Raw genomic sequence first — 19,547 nt, forward strand, 5'->3', positions numbered from 1 at the left:
TTTAGCTCTATCATTTTTATCGCATCACTCATATTTGTGATTTTCTGTTGTCTACCTTTTATTTCAACCACAATACTTAATTGGAAATGAACCATTATGAGTGAAATAACTTATGACAAAATAATTGAAAAAGAGAATATAGGAGCAGCAACTCTTGCATTATTAACCAACCAAGACCCTCACTCTGCTCGCCCCGCCGGCATTTTTACTCACCAAGATTTAGTGAATATTCATCGATATACCCATTTTGCCCTTTCATTACCAACATCAACATTAGAAATCCATTCATGGCTAAAAATTAATGAATCAACTGATTTACCCATAAAAATTAGCGCACTGACTGAGGTTATTCAATTAATTCACACCCATGCCAGCGGTTGGGATGGTGTCGAACAAGAAGTTAAACAACAATCTATTAATTTATCACTGATTAGTCGAAATATTGTTCAGACTGGAAATCAAATCATTGAATACATTAATGATATGCCTATTATACAGCAAATAGCCAATAGCATTGACGACTTGTCAGCCGAGGCGCTAGATGGGCTTACTTACCAAAATGATGACCAGCAAATTGCCACAGAATTATTAAGCATACTGAATCTCATCCAAGATGATATTAAAATGCAAGCCAATAAAACTTCTAGGATTAAAAATACTATTTCTGACTTTCGAGCACATATTATTGGAGGTGCTTTATCTAATAATCAACATGTTGATTCTTTATTATTTAAAGTTAAGTCAATTTATTTGCAATTAGATTCTATTGATGATATTAATTCTGAATCACATCTTTTTGAGAAAGTCACTTTACTCAAAAAAGAGGTATTAACACTCGAAAAAGAATATGACCATTTTGTTAAGTTAAGCTTTACAGGCCTTGCTGGTGGTTTAATTGGATTACTGATTACAGGAGGGATATTCGGCAGCAAAGCTGAAAAAGTCCGCCATCGAAAAAACGCATTACTTAAAGAAATTGTTGAAATCAATAACAAACTCAATAAAGATCGCTTTATTAAAAAAGTTATTTTTGATATTCAAGTACATTTACAGAAGATTGAAGGCTATTTTAAAGATGCAAGATTAGCAGTTGACCATTTAGACTATATGTGGCTTGTTATTTTGACCGAAATTAAGCAGTCAATAGAAACTTTTGCGCGTATTGATAATGCTGCCAACCTTTTAAAGTTTATTGCTCGTTTCAAAAAAATTATCACCGCATGGGCGTCTGTGCAAACTTACTCAGAACAACTCATTGAACTATTTGATATTAAAATGACACATTACTCTCATGCTTAATAAAGGTAATACTATGCACCAAACCGTAAATTTCCCAGTTTTATCTGCTATTGAGTTTTATCAGGTAAGAATGCTCATTAATAAAATTAATAATTTTAATCATAACATTCTAAGTTACGATCCGAGCATTTTTAATCGAATAAAACGGATTGCTACTCAGGCAGAAAGTCTCAATGAGCAAATCAGAAACTCATTGCCAATAATGAAATTAAAAACTCGTTATATCATTGATAGTACGATTAGTGAGCGATTTTCAAGTCAGGATGTTGATGACTTAAAGGGAGGTCAACAGGATTTAGAGTTAACAGAATTTATCGATGACTTTACTGAGCTTAAAAATGAGCTAGAGAAGCTAACGGCACCTTTACGTACCACAAGCGATTATCTATTGGCATTACAATTAGAAGAAGCAAACCACCTTAAAAGTGAGAGCTATCGTAACCTACAAAATCGCCTTTTATTACTGGCTAACAATAATCAAAAGACATTGGATGAGTTTAACCAAGAGTTAATTGCTATTGTTAAAGCTGAAGAAGTTATCTTAAATTACAAGCTAGCGGATTTATTTGATCATGTTTTTCCTGATATATCGCTCATTGAATCATTAAATATCCCTCCTTCTAAAAAAGATCTGCTAAAAATTGCGATTGCCTGTGCCAAGCGCTTACTCACTATCCTTGACAATGGCTTAGATTTTATAAAATTGGTCAATGTTTGACTCTATTTGGTCGATCAAATCGCTGTTTTAAATGAGAAAGACCAGCAGTTTAAAAAGCGCATTGATAAGCTGACACACCTACTTATGCTCACTAAAGATATTTCAAAAATAGATGAGCAACGACAAGATGTGGCTGCCCATTTTCAGCAGTTACAATCTTATTTAACGCAATGGATTGACTATATGCAGACATGTTTAGACGAGCAGACGTTTAATATCCATAATGCCATCAAATCTTGTGAAGCCTTTATGGACTTTATTAATGAAGCCGAATATCAATATCAGCGCCAATTAGCTGATTAAAAAAAACGGCTACTGAAAAGTAGCCGTTTATTTTTACTGTGATGGCGGTGAAGATTAAAGCGGGCTCACAGCCAATACCATATAGGAGAGATTGATAAGCGGTTGCGGCCATACCCCTAGCAGGATCACGATAATTGCACAGATAGCAGCAACAACTGTCCCGAAAGTGGCTTTTTCTGGCCCAGTATAACGATCTGCATGTTCTGCATCACGGCTATACAAGCTTGCCATAAAGCGTAGATAGTAGAATAGACCAATCGCACTACCTAAGACCACGGCACCAGTTAACCACCATAGCTCTGCCTTCACTGCGGAAATAATCACATAGAATTTACCAATAAACCCTAATGTAATCGGTATACCAGCCAGAGAAAGCATCATCACGGTAAGCACTGTCGCAAGTACAGGCTTATGCCAGAACAGCCCGCGAAATGCACTCAAGTCATCTTGGTCATCGCCACGATATGGGCTAGAAATAATGCTGATCACACCAAAGGCGCCCAAACTTGCAAACAGATAGCCGACTAAATAGATAGCGACAGTGACTTGGGAATCTGTTGGGGCGGCGCGTAATGCAACTAAGGCAACCAGCAGGTATCCCATGTGAGAAATGGACGAATAACCAAGTAGGCGTTTGGCACTTTTCTGAGTGATAGCCATCAGGTTACCAAACAGAATCGAAGCAATAGCGATGACGCTAACAACAATCGCCAATGTATTACTTTGAGCAGCAGGCGCTTCCATAAAGATACGCATTAATACTGCAAAGATACCAATTTTACTTCCCGTTGCTAAGAACGCGGATACCGGAGCTGGAGCACCTTGGTAAACGTCTGGAGTCCATAATTGGAATGGGAACAGTGATAATTTAAAACCGAAGCCTACAATCAACATTCCCAAGCCAATCAACACCAATGGCGCATGGATTTGGCTATCAGAAAGACTCTGACCCACAGCCGCAAAGCTTAAGCTGCCTGATTCTGCATACAGTAAGGCGATACCAAAGAGCAAGAAAGAAGAGGCAGCGGCAGATAACAGCATGTATTTGATACCTGCTTCCAGCGAACGTTTACGTTCAAAGGTGTAAGCCACAAGACCGAACAAGGGTAAAGAGATCAATTCAATACCAATGAACATGGATGCCATGTGGTTAGCCATTGAAAGTAAGACGCCCCCTGTTACCGCAATCGCCAGTAACAGATGGAATTCTTCTTTATTATCATTAAAGCCTTCCAACCAATGGAAAGCAAAAATGCTGGTTGCCATACCCGCAATCAGGACCAATGCGCTGTAGAACATCGCATAGCCGTCAACACGAATAAGCGGAGTGACTTCTATTGGCAGACCCTCTGCAATAAAGAACAGAGATAGCAGCGCAACGGCGAAGCCGAATACTGTCAGTGTGGCACTTGTTAGGTGATCGCGTCGCCACGCAATGGACAGCATCACAACCACCGCCGTCAATCCGACGATCAATAGCGGGAGTATTGCGATCAATTGTTGAAGTGTTATTGTCATGGCGAATTACGGCCTTAATGTTGTAAGTGAAGCAGTGTACAAGTTATGTAATGTTTCCATCGCACCCTCTGAAGTATCCAAAATTGGTTGTGGATAGAAGCCAATAATAACCAGTAAAACAGCCAGAGCCAGCAGCACACCAAATTCACGTGCTGTTAACCCTTTCATTTCGCTCTCGGATTTTGGTGTACCGTAGTAGGTTTGTTGCATCATCCACAATGAGTAGACAGATGCGAACACCACACCAAAGACCATGATGCAAGTCACCAGCGTAAATTGGCTGAATGTACCAAACAGGATCATGAATTCACCGATAAAGTTACCTGTGCCCGGCATACCTAAAGTTGCAGCGGCAAAGAACAGTGATAAACCCGGTAACCATTTAATACGTTTCCATAATCCACCCATCATGCGCATATCACGGGTTTGTGTACGCTCATACAACTGCCCGCTGATGATAATTAATGCTGCACCTGACAAGCCATTTGTGATCATTTGGATCACTGCACCTTGGTATGCAAGAACAGAGCTAGCGTAGATTGCCACCGTCACAAATCCCATGTGAGACAAGCTACTGTATGCAGCAAGACGCTTAATGTCTGTTTGTTTAAATGCAAGCCATGCACCGTAGAAAATGCTGATCACACCAAGTGTCATCGCAATAGGTGTAAACTCGATCGATGCTTCAGGGAACAGAGGTAGTGTAAAACGCAACAGGCCGTAAGCCGCTGTTTTCAACATGATACCTGAGATATCCACAGAGCCTGCTGTTGGCGATTGCTCTTGGGTATCCGCCATCCAACCGTGGAATGGCACTAATGGCATCTTAACCGCAAAGGCAATAAAGAAGCCTAACATTAGCATAAAGCCAACGGTGCTAGACATCTGAGTACCAAGCAACTCATTGTAGTTAAATGTCCACACAGAGGTGTCGCCGAAGTGGACTAATGCTAATCCAACAATCGACACCAACATAATCAAGCCACTCGCTTGTGTGTAGATAAAGAACTTAGTGGCAGCGTTAATATGCTGTCTGTTTTCTGCTCCTTTGTGCCCCCAGTTAGCAATCAGGAAGTACATTGGGATTAACATCATTTCCCAGAAGAAGAAGAACAAGAACAGGTCAACCGCCGTAAAAATCCCCATCACACCTGCAATAATCCACAGCAGGTTAAAGTGATAAGCACCTTGGTTGGCTTGGTTTTCACTCCACGAACTGAGGACTGAGAAAGCCCCCATGATCGCGGTTAGTACCACCATTAACAGTGATAAGCCATCAATCGCCAGATGGAAATTAATACCCAGCATTGGGATCCACGGCATTGAATATTCCACTTGCCATTGTGGAACACCTTGTGGATTTACCAGAGAGTAATCTCCCTGTAGCCATAACAAGATTGATAATATTAATGTTATTCCCATTGAAGCCAGCGCAACCCAACGTGGTGCGCGGTGGCTAAACCGGTCAGCCTGCCAGCTTAGCAGGCCACCGATGAAGGGAATGAGTATTAGCCAGGGTAATAGCATGGCGCAATGTGTCCCTTAATTAAACCAAAAGCAGCAGAGCAAGAATCAGCACTGCACCCAGCCCCAATGAGGCAACATACCAACGGACCTGACCGTTCTCACTAATTGCCAACCCTTTGTTTGCCCAACGAGACAAGCAGGCAGGTAGGTTCATCAATGAGTTCACAGGATCGCTTTCCAGTAGCCATGCAACACCCTTGAAAGGTTTTACAAAGACAACGTCATACAGCCAGTCGAATCCCCACGCATGATACCACCATGTTGAGAAGAAACGGCCTGGTGCACTTTTCGCGATAACTGTGGCGATAGAGCGTCTGTACAGATAAATGAATGCCACAATCAACAGTCCGATAACAGCAAGGCTACCTGAAAGCATCTCCAACTGTAGCTTACCAGCTTCATGCTCCAGTGGATTAACAGGGAATACGCCTTCTAACGGCTGGTGAATCTGCGCACCAATAAATGTCGCTAAAATTGCCAAAATGCCCAATGGTATGGAGTGAGTAAATCCTTTGACCTTGTGCGCTTTAATTTTCGCTTCGCCATGGAAGGCGATGAAAATCATACGGAAAGTATACATTGCTGTCAGTAGTGCACCGATGAGGCCAGCCCATAAGAGAACCGTTTGGCCATCCACTTCTGCACCCCACAAAATAGCGTCTTTACTGTAGAAACCGGCCGTGAATAGAGGTAGTGCAGCCAGTGCACTTCCGCCGATTAACATCACCGTATAGACGTATGGAATTTGCTTACGCAATCCACCCATTTTGAAAATATTTTGTTCGTGATGACAAGCAATGATCACCGAACCTGCTGACAAGAACAACAGCGCTTTAAAGAAGGCGTGCGTCATCAGGTGGAAAATAGCTGCATCCCACGCCTGAACACCTAGAGCCAAGAACATATAACCAATTTGGCTCATGGTTGAGTAGGCCAATACACGTTTGATATCGGTTTGAACCAATGCTGCACAGCCAGCTAACAACAGGGTGACACCGCCCACAATGCCGACCAGATGTAAGATTTCTGGTGCCATCAAGAACAATGCATGGGTACGAGCAACAAGATAAACACCCGCGGTTACCATGGTTGCTGCGTGGATCAGAGCAGAGACCGGAGTTGGACCCGCCATCGCATCGGCTAGCCATGTCTGGAGTGGTAATTGAGCAGATTTACCTACCGCACCACCTAAGATCATTAAGGTTGCCCATGTGATTGCACTGCCACCTTCTGCCATTTTTTGTGGTGCCATTACAGCCATTTCGCTGAAGTTCAAAGTACCGAGTTCATTCCACAGAATAAACATACCGATAGCTAAGAACACGTCACCAACACGCGTAATGAAGAAGGCTTTCATTGCCGCTTTGCCGTTATCTGGATTGGTGTAGTAGAAACCGATCAACAGGTAACTGCACAGCCCTACCCCTTCCCAACCGAGATACATCAGCATCATGTTATCGGCGAGTACTAAAACCACCATGCTCGCGATGAACAAGTTAGTGTAAGTAAAGAAGCGTGAATACCCTTCCTCACCACGCATATACCAAGAAGCATAAACGTGGATCAGGAAGCCAACGCCCGTTACAACACCTAACATCGTCAGTGAGAAGCCATCAAGGCGAATCGTAAACGGGATATTGAAATCTCCCACTGACATCCAAGTCCAAAGCAGATCGGTGTACGGAGGATATGCACCATTTGCAAGTACAGGTTGTTCTAAAAACTCAATACCTGCATACAATGCAACAACCGCTGCAAGGCCGACGACTCCAGCCCCAATAATAGCTGAAACATTTTCTGACCAACGACCGCGGGAAAATGCTAATAGCACTGACCCCAGAAGCGGAAACAGAATTGTTAAATAGAGTAAATTCATCCGCGCATCTCACTGACTTTATCAATATTCAGGTTCTGACGATGACGATGGAGTTGCAGTAACAACGCCAATCCAATACTCGCCTCCGCTGCAGCCAGTGCAATTGCCAGAATGTACATTATCTGGCCGTCTGGTTGCCCCCAAAAACTCCCAGCGACCACAAAAGCGAGCGCTGTTGAGTTAATCATGATTTCCAGTCCGATCAGCATGAAAAGCAAGTTGCGGCGGATAACAAGGCAGCTTAGCCCCATCACAAACAAAATAGCCGCTAAAATCAGACCATGTTGAAGAGGTATCATTATTGTTCCTCCGCTTTCGCTTTCGCATTGCTAACAAGATCAGCACTGTTTTCAGTACGGTCACGACCTACGTGGAACGCAACTACTAAGCCTGCTAGCAGTAACAATGATGCCAATTCAACCGCTAGGACATAAGGTCCAAACAAGCTAATTGCCACCTCTTTCGCACTAATCACCGTGCCAGTAATACCGTCTTGGTATGACAGGCTGGTAATGCCGTAAACCAGAAGTGCCAGCAATACCGCAGATAACAGTGCCGGCCCAATCCAGTTTTTCGGTGCTAGCCATTCACGCTCTTGCTCTTGAACAGAGCGCCCAAGGTTGAGCATCATCACCACGAAAACGAACAGTACCATGATGGCACCCGCGTATACGATGATCTCCAAAGCCCCCGCAAAGTATGCGCCGAGCGAGAAGAACACCATAGACAGTGCCAGCAGAGAAACAACCAGATACAACAACGCATGTACCGGGTTAGTATTGGTTATCACCCTCAAAGTCGCTAAAACAGCAACCAGACCGGCGATATAAAATGTAAATTCCATGAATATCGCTCCTTATGGCAACAGGTCTTTGACGTTAATTGGTTTGGCTTCGTTATCCGCTTCACCTTTGTCTTTACCTGCAATCGCCATACCCGATTTACGGTAAAAGTTATAATCAGGATATTTACCCGGACCTGAAATTAATAAGTGATCTTTTTCATAAACAAGATCTTGACGACGCCATTCACCCATTTCAAAGTCAGGTGTTAATTGGATTGCCGTTGTTGGGCAAGCCTCTTCACACAACCCACAGAAAATGCAGCGTGAGAAGTTAATGCGGAAAAATTCAGGATACCAACGCCCATCCTCATGCTCCGCTTTTTGCAGTGAGATACAGCCCACTGGGCAAGCAACCGCACATAAGTTACAGGCAACACAACGCTCTTCACCGTCTGGGTCACGGGTTAATACGATACGACCACGGTAACGGGGCGGCAGGTAAACTGGCTCTTCGGGATACATTTGCGTTTCACGTTTTTGGAACGCATGCAAACCGACCAACCAAATACTGCGTACTTGAGTGCCGAAACCGACCAATAAATCTTTCAATGTCATGGTTCAATCACCCCTTACTGAGCGTTGTATAAAATAACTGCTGCGGTACCCAGCAGGTTAAGCAGAGTCAGCGGCAGGCAGATTTTCCAACCGAAAGACATCACTTGGTCATAACGTGGGCGTGGTAAAGATGCACGGATCAGGATAAACATCATCATGAAGAAGGCAGTCTTAATCGCAAACCACAGGAATGACGGCAAGAAAGGTCCATGCCAGCCACCAAAGAACAGCGTTACAATCAAGGCAGAGACTGTAACAATACCGATATACTCACCAACGAAGAACAGGCCGAATTTCATACCTGAATATTCAACGTGGTAACCATCCGCAATCTCTTGTTCAGCTTCTGGTTGGTCAAACGGGTGACGGTGACATACCGCAACACCTGCAATCGCAAACGTCACAAAGCCAAAGAATTGAGGAATGATGTTCCACATACCTTTCTGAGCGTCCACAATATCAATCAAATTGAAAGAGCCTGCTTGAGCCACAACCCCCATCAATGAAAGACCTAAGAACACTTCGTAGCTCACCGTTTGTGCGGAGGCACGCATCGCACCTAGCAGTGAGTATTTGTTGTTACTTGACCAACCAGCAAACAGCACGGCATAAACCGCAAGACCTGCCATCATCAGGAAAAATAAGATCCCGATATTCAGGTCAGCGACATACCATGTTGGGCTGACAGGTACGATAGCAAAAGCGAGGAACAGCGAACAAAACGCAATCACAGGTGCTAACGTAAAGATTTTTTTGTCTGCAAACTGTGGGATCCAGTCTTCTTTGAACAACATTTTGAACATGTCGGCCATTAACTGCCCCATGCCGAATGGTCCAACGCGGTTAGGGCCATAACGATTTTGGAATAAACCGAGAATACGGCGTTCACCCAAACTCATGTATGCCCCACAGATCACAACAACCAATAGGATGACAATCGATTTAAGGACGGAAACCAAAATTTCCATCACTTCTGGGGATATCCAATCCATCATGCCCCCCTCCGCAGATTATTGACTGATACACCCGCCATGGCTGGTGCAATACCTGGCATACCCAATGGCAGACCGATTTGACCACTCGACAGATTTTTACTCACACGCACCGTCAGATTAAAGGTTTGTCCTTCATAACTGAACTCCGCTTGAGTACCTGCTGCAAGGCCAATCGCCGCGGCATCTTTTTCATTCAACATGATATAAGGTTCCGGCATGCGCTGCTGGATCACCTCAGAGCGTTGTGACATCTCATCACTGCCGAACAAGTGATAGTAAGGCGCAACCACCCACTGAGCTTCAGTCGCCTGATAAGCCGCTGGGATCTCCGTGAAATAACCCAGTTTACCTTCTGTTGAATTAAACAAACGAATGCCCGGATCACCAAAACGCAGATGTCCACCCACTTCACTTTGGAATTTGTTCCAAGCTTGTGGTGAGTTCCAACCTGGTGCCCATGCAAATGGAATTTGCTGACGTGGTGCCGTTGGGCTGTTGTTCCCTTCCATAGAGAACGCAAACGCCGTGTCTTTATCTTGCGGTTGGCGCTGTTCATGAACCGATTGATTCGCTAGCATCGCCGTACGCCCACTATAACGGTGTGGCTCACGAGCAAGTTTCTGACCACGAATACGGAAAGATGCTTTTGGTGCCGCATCGACAATACCTTCAAACTGAGGTAACGCAGCCACACAATCCGCAATAACATGATCAAGCTGAGACCAATCTGCATCACGTGCTTGCGCTTCTGTTTGCAGTGAATGCAACCAGCGCCAGCTTTCGTTCATGACGATAGATTTATCGTAGAAAGATGGGTCAAAGACTTGGAAGAAGCGTTGAGCGCGACCTTCTTGGTTGATCAAGGTTCCATCTGCTTCCGCAAAACTTGCCGCAGGTAATACCAAGGTGGCTTTATCCATAATGGCAGTATGTTGATGATCCGCCACAATGAGGTGCTTCAGTTTCGCCAATGCACTATCGACAGCGTTAACACTGCTATGACGGTAAAGGTCATTTTCCATCACAATAGCGACATCGACTTCATTTGCATTAATGCGCTCAAATGCACTATCCAACGGCTGTGCTTTCATCATTGCGAGACCAAAACTATTCGCTTGGGAAGCAAGGTAAGATAGCCCCACTTGAGCACCTTTTGCTTTGAGTGCAAACGCAACGTTAGCAGCCGCTTGGATCATCGCATCGCTTGCTGAGTGGCTACCACTGATAATCAATGGTTTTTTCGCACTGGCCAGCGCTTGAGCAATGGTTTCAACTTTAGCTCGTAAATCAGCAGGTAAATCTGTTACAGCCGGTGCATCACCATTAATCATGTTCGCAATAGCGAAACCAAAACGCGCTTGGTCTGCAACAGGAGCACGGTAGTTAAATGCCGCGATATCATCTAAACGCGTATCGTCAACGTTAGTGATAAACAGAGGGTATTTCGCGTGTTGGCCGATATTCATGATCGCCGCTATTTGCCAGTCTGCCACTTTTTGGGCCGCTGCCATTTCACGAGCTTTACCTTTAACGGCTTGGCGAACCGAGAGTGCCATACGAGCACCCGTCTGAGTTAAATCTTCACCCAGAACCAATACTGCATCGTAATCTTCCACTTCGCGTAAGCTTGGTGTATAGATCCCCCCGTTTTGCAGAATGTTGTGCATCAATTCAAGGCGACGCTGTTCATCTGCCGAAACACCTGAGTAGAAGTTTTCCGCGCCAACTAATGCACGGAGTGCATAGTTACTTTCGACACTGGCACGTGGAGAGCCGATACCAATCACTTTTTTCGCTTGATTGATGATCTGTGCACCACTTTGCATCGCTTCAATGGCTGAAATCACTTGTTTCACGCCATCTTTATTTAGCAGTGGCTGGCGAGGTCTATCTTTACGGTTAACATAACCATAGCCAAAGCGCCCACGGTCACACAGGAAATAGTGGTTTACTGAGCCGTTGTAGCGGTTTTCAATACGGCGTAATTCACCATAACGTTCACCTGGGCTAGTGTTACAACCGATGCTGCACTGTTGGCAGATCCCCGGTGCAAACTGCATATCCCATTTACGGTTATAGCGTTCTGAATGTGTTTTATCGGTAAATACCCCCGTTGGACACACTTCAACTAAGTTACCGGAGAATTCACTCTCCAGTGTGCCATCTTCAGTACGACCGAAGTAGACATAGTTGTGTGCGCCATACACGCCTAAATCCGTACCATCTGCGTAATCTTTGTAATAACGCACACAACGATAGCAGGCAATACAGCGGTTCATTTCATGGTTAATGAAAGGCCCCAGATCCTGATTGATGTGAGTACGCTTGGTAAAACGGTATTTACGCATATTATGACCGGTCATTACCGTCATATCTTGTAAATGACAGTTGCCCCCTTCCTCACAGACTGGACAGTCGTGTGGGTGGTTGGTCATTAGCCATTCCACAACACTTTCACGGAATTGTTTGGCCTCTTCATCATCGATAGAGATGTAAGTCCCTTCCGTTGCCGGTGTCATACAAGACATCACGAGACGACCACGAGTGTCATCCGCGTTTTGATATTGCTTAACCGCACACTGGCGGCAAGCGCCAACGCTTCCCAGCGCCGGATGCCAGCAAAAATAAGGAATATCTAGCCCCAGAGAAAGGCAGGCTTGTAACAGGTTTTCAGACCCGTTTACATCATATTCTTTGCCGTCTACATATATTGTAGCCATAGTCAGCATGCTTCCCAAAGGCCCGCTCAACAGCAGGCGTTAATCAAAAATACGTTCTTCGTGAAAATCGATTTTTGCGGTTGCTCATTCGCAAAAATATTACCAACGCTGTTTTAATAGGTTGGGCTGGATACCGGCTATCTGAGCAATATTGCGCAGATCTTTTTGCGAGATACCCGCTTCGAATTCTTCACGGAAATATTTGATGGCGCTCTGTAATGGCTCTACCGCACCCGGTGCGTGAGCGCAGAAAGTTTTACCCGGACCTAAGAAACGGCAAAGTTGCTCTAATGTTTCAATATCGCCCGGCTGCCCTTCCCCTTTTTCTAACGCCTGCAAAATTTTCACGCTCCATGGCAAACCATCACGGCAAGGCGTACACCAGCCACAGGATTCACGAGCGAAGAAAGTTTCAAGGTTACGAACCAGAGACACCATGTTGATTTCGTTATCCACGGCCATCGCTAACGCAGTACCTAAACGGCTCCCTGCTTTACCGATAGATTCAAAATCCATTGGTAAATCAAGATGATCGCCAGTTAAAAAGTCAGTACCCGCGCCGCCGGGTTGCCATGCTTTTAATGTCAGTCCATCACGCATCCCACCTGCATAATCTTCCAACACTTCGCGTGCTGTTGTGCCAAATGGCAATTCCCATAAGCCTGGATTTTTCACTCTGCCTGAAAAGCCCATCAGCTTGGTGCCCGCATCTTTACTCTTGCCAGCACTGAGGTTGATATACCATTGCTCACCATGCTCTAAGATGGCAGGAACGTTACAGATAGTTTCAACGTTGTTTACGCAAGTAGGTTTACCCCATGCACCTGACGTTGCAGGGAATGGTGGTTTTGAACGTGGGTTCGCGCGACGCCCTTCAAGGGAGTTAATTAATGCCGTTTCTTCACCACAGATATAACGACCAGCACCGGTATGCACGAACAGTTCAAAGTCAAAGCCTGAACCTAAAATATTTTTACCGAGTAACCCAGCCGCTTTCGCTTCTTCGATGGCGCGACGTAGGTGTTTGGCCGCCTCAACATATTCACCGCGTAGGAAGATATAACCACGATAAGCTTTTAGCGCATAAGCCCCGATGATCATGCCTTCAACTAAAAGGTGAGGCAGTTGCTCCATCAAAAGACGGTCTTTATAGGTGCCTGGCTCCATTTCATCCGCATTACATAAAAAGTAACGCAGTTTCATGTTTTCGTCTTTTGGCATCAGGCTCCATTTCAGACCAGTGGAGAAACCTGCACCGCCGCGGCCTTTTAGCCCAGCGTCTTTGACAAGGCTAACCACCTCGTCAGGTGCCATGCCTTTAAGTGCACGTTCAACACCTTTATATCCATTCTTACTACGATACTCATCCAGCCAAACAGGTTGTTTGTCATCACGCAAACGCCATGTCAACGGATGTGTTTCCGCAGTACGGATCACTTGTTTAAAGGAGTTTGTCATGGATACTGCTCCAGTAACTTTTTAATATCTTCAGGCTGTACGTAGCTGTGAGTGTCCTCATCAATCATCATAGTAGGACCCTTATCACAGTTACCCAAACAACAGGTTGGTAGCAGCGTAAAGCGGCCATCTGCCGTTGTTTGCCCTGGACGAATATTTAACTGATTGATAATTTCAGCTTCTAATCCTTGGTATCCCGTAATATGGCAAACCACACTATCGCAATAACGAATAATGTGGCGTCCTACAGGTTGACGGAAGATTTGGCTATAGAATGTCGCCACACCTTCGACATCACTCGCGGGGATACCTAGTACTTCGGCAATCGCGTAAATAGCACCATCTTCAACCCAGCCACGGTTTTTTTGCACAATTTTTAGTGCTTCAATTGAGGCAGCACGCGGGTCTTCATAGTGGTGTTTTTCACCTTCGATTTCAGCACGCTCGGCTTCCGTTAAAACGAAACCGTGCTGTGTTTCTTGCGGTTCAAAAACATTTACGCCATCAAGACTGGTCTGCTTATTATGTTCATTATGCATGGTTAGCGATCCACATCCGACATTACAAAATCGATACTACCCAGATAGACAATCAAGTCGGAAACCAGACTACCTTTGATCACCGCTGGAATTTGCTGCAAATGCGCATAGCTCGGTGTACGAATACGAGTACGGTAGCTCATTGTGCTGCCATCACTCGTTAGGTAGTAACTGTTAATCCCTTTAGTTGCTTCGATCATCTGGAATGATTCATTCGCAGGCATAACTGGACCCCAAGACACTTGTAAGAAGTGGTTGATCAGGGTTTCAATATGCTGCAACGTCCGCTCTTTCGGTGGCGGCGTCGTCAATGGGTGATCGGCTTTGAAAGGCCCTTCTGGCATATTCTTCAAACATTGTTCAAGAATACGCATACTTTGGCGGATCTCTTCCACTTTGATCATCACACGGTCATAACAGTCACCGTTGTGAGCAATAGGAATATCAAACTCAAAGTTTTCGTAGCCTGAATACGGACGCCATTTACGCACGTCAAAATCAAGACCTGTCGCACGTAAACCAGCACCAGTAACCCCCCAAGCCAAGGCTTCTTCTTTTGTATAAGCAGCAACCCCGATTGAACGGCCTTTCAAAATGGTGTTTTTCAGTGCTGTCGTGACATAAGAGTCGAGGCGTTTTGGCAGCCAATCTAATAATTCACGTAGTAATTTATCCCAACCGCGTGGTAGGTCATGCGCAACACCACCGATACGGAACCAAGCTGGGTGCATACGGAAACCGGTAATGGCTTCAACGACGTTGTAAACTTTTTGGCGGTCTGTAAACGCAAAAAACACAGGGGTCATTGCGCCGGAGTCTTGAATATAGGTACTGATATAGAGTAAATGGCTGTTAATGCGGAACAGCTCAGATAGCATCACTCGGATCGTTTTCACGCGATCAGGAACTTCAATGCCCGCTAGCTTTTCAACGGCTAACACATAAGGCATTTCATTCACACAACCGCCAAGGTATTCAATACGGTCAGTATAAGGAATGTAGCTATGCCAAGACTGACGCTCACCCATTTTTTCAGCACCACGATGGTGGTAACCGATATCTGGTACGCAGTTTACGATTTCTTCACCATCTAGCTGCAACACAATACGGAAGGCACCGTGTGAAGAGGGATGGTTAGGTCCTAAGTTAAGGAACATGAAGTCTTCGTTTTCATTACCACGCGCCATGCCCCACTCTTCTGGTTTGAAAGTTAGTGCTTCCATTTCCAGATCTTGTTTTTGCTTAGTTAGCTCAAATGGGTCAAATTCTGTAGCGCGCGCTGGGTAGTCTTTACGTAATGGGTGACCTTCCCAGCTTGGTGACATTAGCAGGCGGCGTAAGTTTGGGTGACCTTGGAAGGTAATACCAAACATATCCCACACTTCTCGCTCGTACCAGTTAGCATTTGGGAACAGTGACACGATAGAAGGTACATTCAGGTCTTTCTCATTTAATGCGACCTTCAACATGATATCGCGGTTGCGATCAATCGAGATGAGGTGATAGAAAACACTAAAGTCTGCCTCTGGCAAACCTTGTCTATGTATTCTCTGACGCTCATCCACCCCATGCAAGTCAAATAACATGACATAAGGTTTTGGCAATTTTTTCAAAAAGTCTACGACTTCCAGTAACTGCTCACGTCTTACCCAAATAACTGGCATTCCAGTACGGGTAGCTTGAACAGAAAAGGCATCCGGGCCAAATTGGTTGCGCAGTTCCAGAAGCACAGGATCATTTAAATGTTCCTGTGTCTGCCATCCTGGCAGGGTACTCTCTTGCGCTATCTGATCTGTCATCATTCTTCACCATAACGCTTGATCAGGTTTATCATTTCGCAACACATTGCTCTGTTACGCTGTATGGCTTTAAGCCTTAAATTTCGTCTGGGGTTCGCAAGTTAGTCACTGCGATACGTTCACCGTGCTTTCTTTCTCTTTCTGATTGCATATTGGCACGATAAACCCCCTGATCACCAACAACCCACGATAGCGGACGACGCTCTTTACCGATGGATTCCTGTAACAGAAGCAGAGCTTGCATATAAGCTTCAGGACGTGGTGGGCAACCGGGAATATAAACATCCACAGGAATAAATTTATCTACACCTTGGACGACAGAATAAATGTCATACATACCGCCAGAGTTAGCACATGAACCCATGGAGATGACCCATTTTGGTTCAAGCATCTGGTCATAGAGACGTTGAATGACGGGAGCCATTTTCGTAAAGCAGGTTCCTGCAACGACCATAAAGTCGGCTTGACGAGGTGAAGCACGGAGAACCTCTGCCCCAAAGCGGGCTACGTCATGAACTGCTGTGAACGACGTCACCATTTCAACATAGCAACATGAGAGACCAAAGTTATATGGCCAAAGAGAATTTTTGCGCCCCCAGTTAACGACATCGTGTAAGGCATGAGAAAGTTTACCCATGTAAACACTGTTTTTAACTTGCTGCTCAAGTGGATCGGTAACGATTTCTTGAGTTTGCAGGGGATAACGGTCGTTCTCACCGTTCGGATCTATGCGGGTGAGCGTATAATCCATTGTATAATGCCTCGCTTGTTACTGCGGATGACGATTGCTGATTTTAATAACTTCACTAGGACCTTTAACTGCGCGACGTGAACGGACAGGAGTCCAATCCAATGCACCAACGCGAACCAGATAAAACAGTCCAGCCAACAATACCAAAATGAAAATTGCTGCTTCGATAAAGCCTAACCAACCGACTTCACGGACGGCTACAGCCCATGCAAACAGGAACATGGCTTCCACATCGAAGACAACGAAGAACATGGCAACCAAGTAGAATTTCGCCGACATCCGAAGACGGGCACTCCCTACTGAATCAATACCTGATTCATAAGGTACGTGTTTTGTTCTGGCTTTGGCACGGCTGCCGAGGAAATGACCAGCGACCAACATAAACGAACAAAGGGCGATGGCGCCGACAAAGAATATCGCAAAGGCCCAGTTATGGGCTAACGCTAGGATAGATTCAGACATACTCGTTGCTTACTCATTACACATGGTGCGTGAATCTGCTCTTAACGGCAGTATTACACCATAATTGCCCAGTTAACCGAGAAGAAAGACCAAAAATCATCACCAAACATAAAAAAGCAGTCTGAAGACCGTGTTTGGTTTGTCCTCTCTCCGACTATTTATTTTGCTCAACTTAAGCAAAATAACCCGTACTTGCTACAATTCGTTGACCTACCAAAAACAAGATTGCAACAAAAAGTACTCAAAATCAGCTAAAACGTGTCAGTGTGTAAATACACACAATAAACGCAATGACTAGTCTAACTGATTATTCGCTTTTACTACACTATTATCTCAGGAAAAACCTGTCTTACCAGATGAAAACTTGCTCTTTTTATTTGATCTAGCGCACAGTTTTATTGAAAATTTGCTCATACTGTTTACAGAATATTCAAATTTAGTCTAAGTCACATTAACTGTTTTTTATTCACTAAATCAAGTAACTGTCTGACTAAGCAGTCCTATTTTATCAATTCAGCAAAATATGATTGTTAACAAGATAACAATTTTGTAACTAAAAAATGAAATTCATGTTCTGCCATCTACATCACAATTATTTCACGTAATATTATTTTAAACCATACTTATTAAGTGGTTACTTTGTCCTTTTTTGCCCCGTTTTGCTCAAAAAAAACCGCGAAGTTATCGCGGTTTTTTCCATTGAGTTTGTACTAATCAATTAATAATCATCAAATAATTATTGGTGCTTAAAATGATCCTTCACTTTCGTTAACAATGACATCGTCACTGGTAGGTGCAACAGCATAAGGGATCTTTTTGTTTTCAATTGCACTAAATACTGTTAACACTGAATCCTTTTGTTCATCAGCATTTTTATACAGCCAATATTGGATATCAGGCAAACGAGGCAGACCATCCGTTTCATTTAAAATGCGCAGATCCGCATTTTGCATTTCCATCGGTCGCGCTGTCACGCCGACTTCTGCATTCACAGCCGCTCTGACAGCAGGAAGTGATGCTGCTTCATACGCAATATGCCATGCAAGCCCCGCATTATCTAAAGCATCAGTACTCAGTTTGCGGTATGGGTTTGTTTCATCCATAACTACTAATGGAATCGGCTCATTAGCGCGCAACTGGAAATCAGGGGCACTGTACCATAACACCGGTACTGTTCTTAATGCTGTTTTTGGATGATGGCTAATACGCGCCGTCGTCAAAGCTAAATCAATCTCATGATTATCTAGCATCGACTCAATAAATTGTGCGCGTTTGATCCTGACTTCAACAGCAAGACGCGGGAAAATAGACGCAATACGGTTGAGTAAAAATGGGAGTAAGATATCAACCGTATCATCGGATGCACCTATTCTCAATTCACCTTCAGCGTCGTTATAAGTCAATGATGCTGTTGCGTCATCATTTGCACGCAAAATTTGTCTTGCGTAGCCGAGTAATTGTAAACCATGTGCGGTGAGTAATTTATTCCTCCCGTGGCGAGCAAATAACTCACGACCGACTAATTGTTCTAAGCGTTGCATTTGCTGACTGACAGCAGACTGGGTTCGACATACTGCAGCAGCAGCGGCAGCAAATGTATTTAGATCGGCAACTGCGACAAATGTCCTCAGTAGGTCCAGATCAAGGTTCATTATTGGACGATTGGAATTTATCATCTTTAATTCTCTTATATAATTTTATGTTACCTGGTGTTCCTGCTCTCCTCCTTGAGATCAGCTTGTTTAATTACTGAAATAACTTGCTTGATGCTTATCTAATCCTTAGACTCACATTTATTACACTTTATCCGAGTGGGATAATCTTAAAATGAACGTTCCACCGAACGACAAAGAAGCATGTTAACCAATCGATTTAATTTAAATCGTAAAAACAACCTTCTTATTTGCCGTCCTCTAAATACTAACATATTTAATGTAATTGCAATTATTTTAATGTAAATGCCTTTAAACATGTACTCACGCCCTAACTCAAACGTTTATTTTTCAGTTAGTTATAGTTTTATCATTCATTTTTATTCATTATTTTCTCACTAGAACAATCAATATTACTAACAAAAAGAGCTAATTTCTGTTGAAATTCCACGGAAATTTATGAATTTTTATTTCTATACATCCAATTTCGTCATCAATCTTACAATTTGATACAATCTTTTTGTTTCTAGC

General features: G+C 44.0%; 15 protein-coding genes and 1 pseudogene. 2 read left to right on the forward strand and 14 right to left on the reverse strand.

Annotated elements, in window-relative coordinates:
• Positions 1-96 precede the first annotated feature (96 nt).
• The gene (locus tag PR675_RS07505; RefSeq protein WP_060561119.1) at positions 97-1,299 is read left to right on the forward strand and encodes an alpha-xenorhabdolysin family binary toxin subunit A; all 1,203 of its coding nucleotides are present in this window, start codon (positions 97-99) and stop codon (positions 1,297-1,299) included.
• A 202-nt stretch (positions 1,300-1,501) separates the two neighbouring features.
• Positions 1,502-2,320, forward strand: a pseudogene (locus PR675_RS07510) (alpha-xenorhabdolysin family binary toxin subunit B).
• 54 nt (positions 2,321-2,374) lie between these two features.
• Here PR675_RS07510 and nuoN read toward each other — a convergent pair.
• From nuoN to PR675_RS07580, 14 genes are all read right to left on the reverse strand, one after another.
• Entirely contained in the window at positions 2,375-3,838 is a 1,464-nt protein-coding gene (gene nuoN, locus PR675_RS07515; RefSeq protein WP_004921103.1) for an NADH-quinone oxidoreductase subunit NuoN, read from the reverse strand.
• A gap of 6 nt (positions 3,839-3,844) precedes the next feature.
• Entirely contained in the window at positions 3,845-5,365 is a 1,521-nt protein-coding gene (gene nuoM, locus PR675_RS07520; RefSeq protein ID WP_004921104.1) for an NADH-quinone oxidoreductase subunit M, read from the reverse strand.
• A gap of 19 nt (positions 5,366-5,384) precedes the next feature.
• A complete protein-coding gene (gene nuoL, locus PR675_RS07525) occupies positions 5,385-7,241 on the reverse strand; it encodes an NADH-quinone oxidoreductase subunit L (protein ID WP_272582715.1) in 1,857 nt (618 codons plus the stop codon).
• Positions 7,238-7,540: an NADH-quinone oxidoreductase subunit NuoK gene (nuoK, locus tag PR675_RS07530; protein ID WP_004921109.1), complete on the reverse strand. Its 303-nt coding sequence runs from the start codon at positions 7,538-7,540 to the stop codon at positions 7,238-7,240. The genes nuoL and nuoK overlap by 4 nt, the downstream gene beginning before the upstream one ends.
• Entirely contained in the window at positions 7,540-8,085 is a 546-nt protein-coding gene (nuoJ, locus tag PR675_RS07535; protein ID WP_004921110.1) for an NADH-quinone oxidoreductase subunit J, read from the reverse strand. Before nuoJ ends, nuoK begins: the two co-directional genes overlap by 1 nt.
• 12 nt (positions 8,086-8,097) lie before the next feature.
• Positions 8,098-8,640 carry an NADH-quinone oxidoreductase subunit NuoI gene (gene nuoI / locus PR675_RS07540; RefSeq protein ID WP_004921112.1) on the reverse strand — a complete coding sequence of 181 codons (543 nt, stop codon included), beginning with the start codon at positions 8,638-8,640 and terminating at the stop codon, positions 8,098-8,100.
• A 14-nt stretch (positions 8,641-8,654) separates the two neighbouring features.
• Positions 8,655-9,632, reverse strand: a complete 978-nt coding sequence (gene nuoH, locus PR675_RS07545) for an NADH-quinone oxidoreductase subunit NuoH (RefSeq protein ID WP_014656260.1) — start codon at positions 9,630-9,632, stop codon at positions 8,655-8,657.
• Positions 9,632-12,364, reverse strand: a complete 2,733-nt coding sequence (gene nuoG / locus PR675_RS07550) for an NADH-quinone oxidoreductase subunit NuoG (protein WP_060561120.1) — start codon at positions 12,362-12,364, stop codon at positions 9,632-9,634. The genes nuoH and nuoG overlap by 1 nt, the downstream gene beginning before the upstream one ends.
• A gap of 90 nt (positions 12,365-12,454) precedes the next feature.
• Positions 12,455-13,813, reverse strand: coding sequence for an NADH-quinone oxidoreductase subunit NuoF (gene nuoF / locus PR675_RS07555; protein WP_004921121.1), 1,359 nt, complete (start codon positions 13,811-13,813; stop codon positions 12,455-12,457).
• Complete coding sequence (nuoE, locus tag PR675_RS07560; protein WP_004921124.1) at positions 13,810-14,352, reverse strand: NADH-quinone oxidoreductase subunit NuoE; 543 nt, start codon at positions 14,350-14,352, stop codon at positions 13,810-13,812. The genes nuoF and nuoE overlap by 4 nt, the downstream gene beginning before the upstream one ends.
• A gap of 2 nt (positions 14,353-14,354) precedes the next feature.
• Complete coding sequence (nuoC, locus tag PR675_RS07565) at positions 14,355-16,154, reverse strand: NADH-quinone oxidoreductase subunit C/D (RefSeq protein ID WP_004921126.1); 1,800 nt, start codon at positions 16,152-16,154, stop codon at positions 14,355-14,357.
• A gap of 73 nt (positions 16,155-16,227) precedes the next feature.
• Positions 16,228-16,902, reverse strand: coding sequence for a NuoB/complex I 20 kDa subunit family protein (locus PR675_RS07570; RefSeq protein ID WP_004921127.1), 675 nt, complete (start codon positions 16,900-16,902; stop codon positions 16,228-16,230).
• Positions 16,903-16,920: 18 nt separating this feature from the next.
• On the reverse strand, positions 16,921-17,364 hold the full coding sequence (locus PR675_RS07575; RefSeq protein ID WP_014656263.1) for an NADH-quinone oxidoreductase subunit A: 444 nt from the start codon (positions 17,362-17,364) through the stop codon (positions 16,921-16,923).
• Positions 17,365-18,110: 746 nt separating this feature from the next.
• Positions 18,111-19,040 carry a LysR family transcriptional regulator gene (locus tag PR675_RS07580; protein ID WP_272582716.1) on the reverse strand — a complete coding sequence of 310 codons (930 nt, stop codon included), beginning with the start codon at positions 19,038-19,040 and terminating at the stop codon, positions 18,111-18,113.
• Between the last annotated feature and the right edge of the window lie 507 nt (positions 19,041-19,547).

The sequence above is a fragment of the Providencia sp. PROV261 genome (genome assembly GCF_028477945.1).
In the GTDB taxonomy this organism is placed as follows: domain Bacteria; phylum Pseudomonadota; class Gammaproteobacteria; order Enterobacterales; family Enterobacteriaceae; genus Providencia; species Providencia stuartii.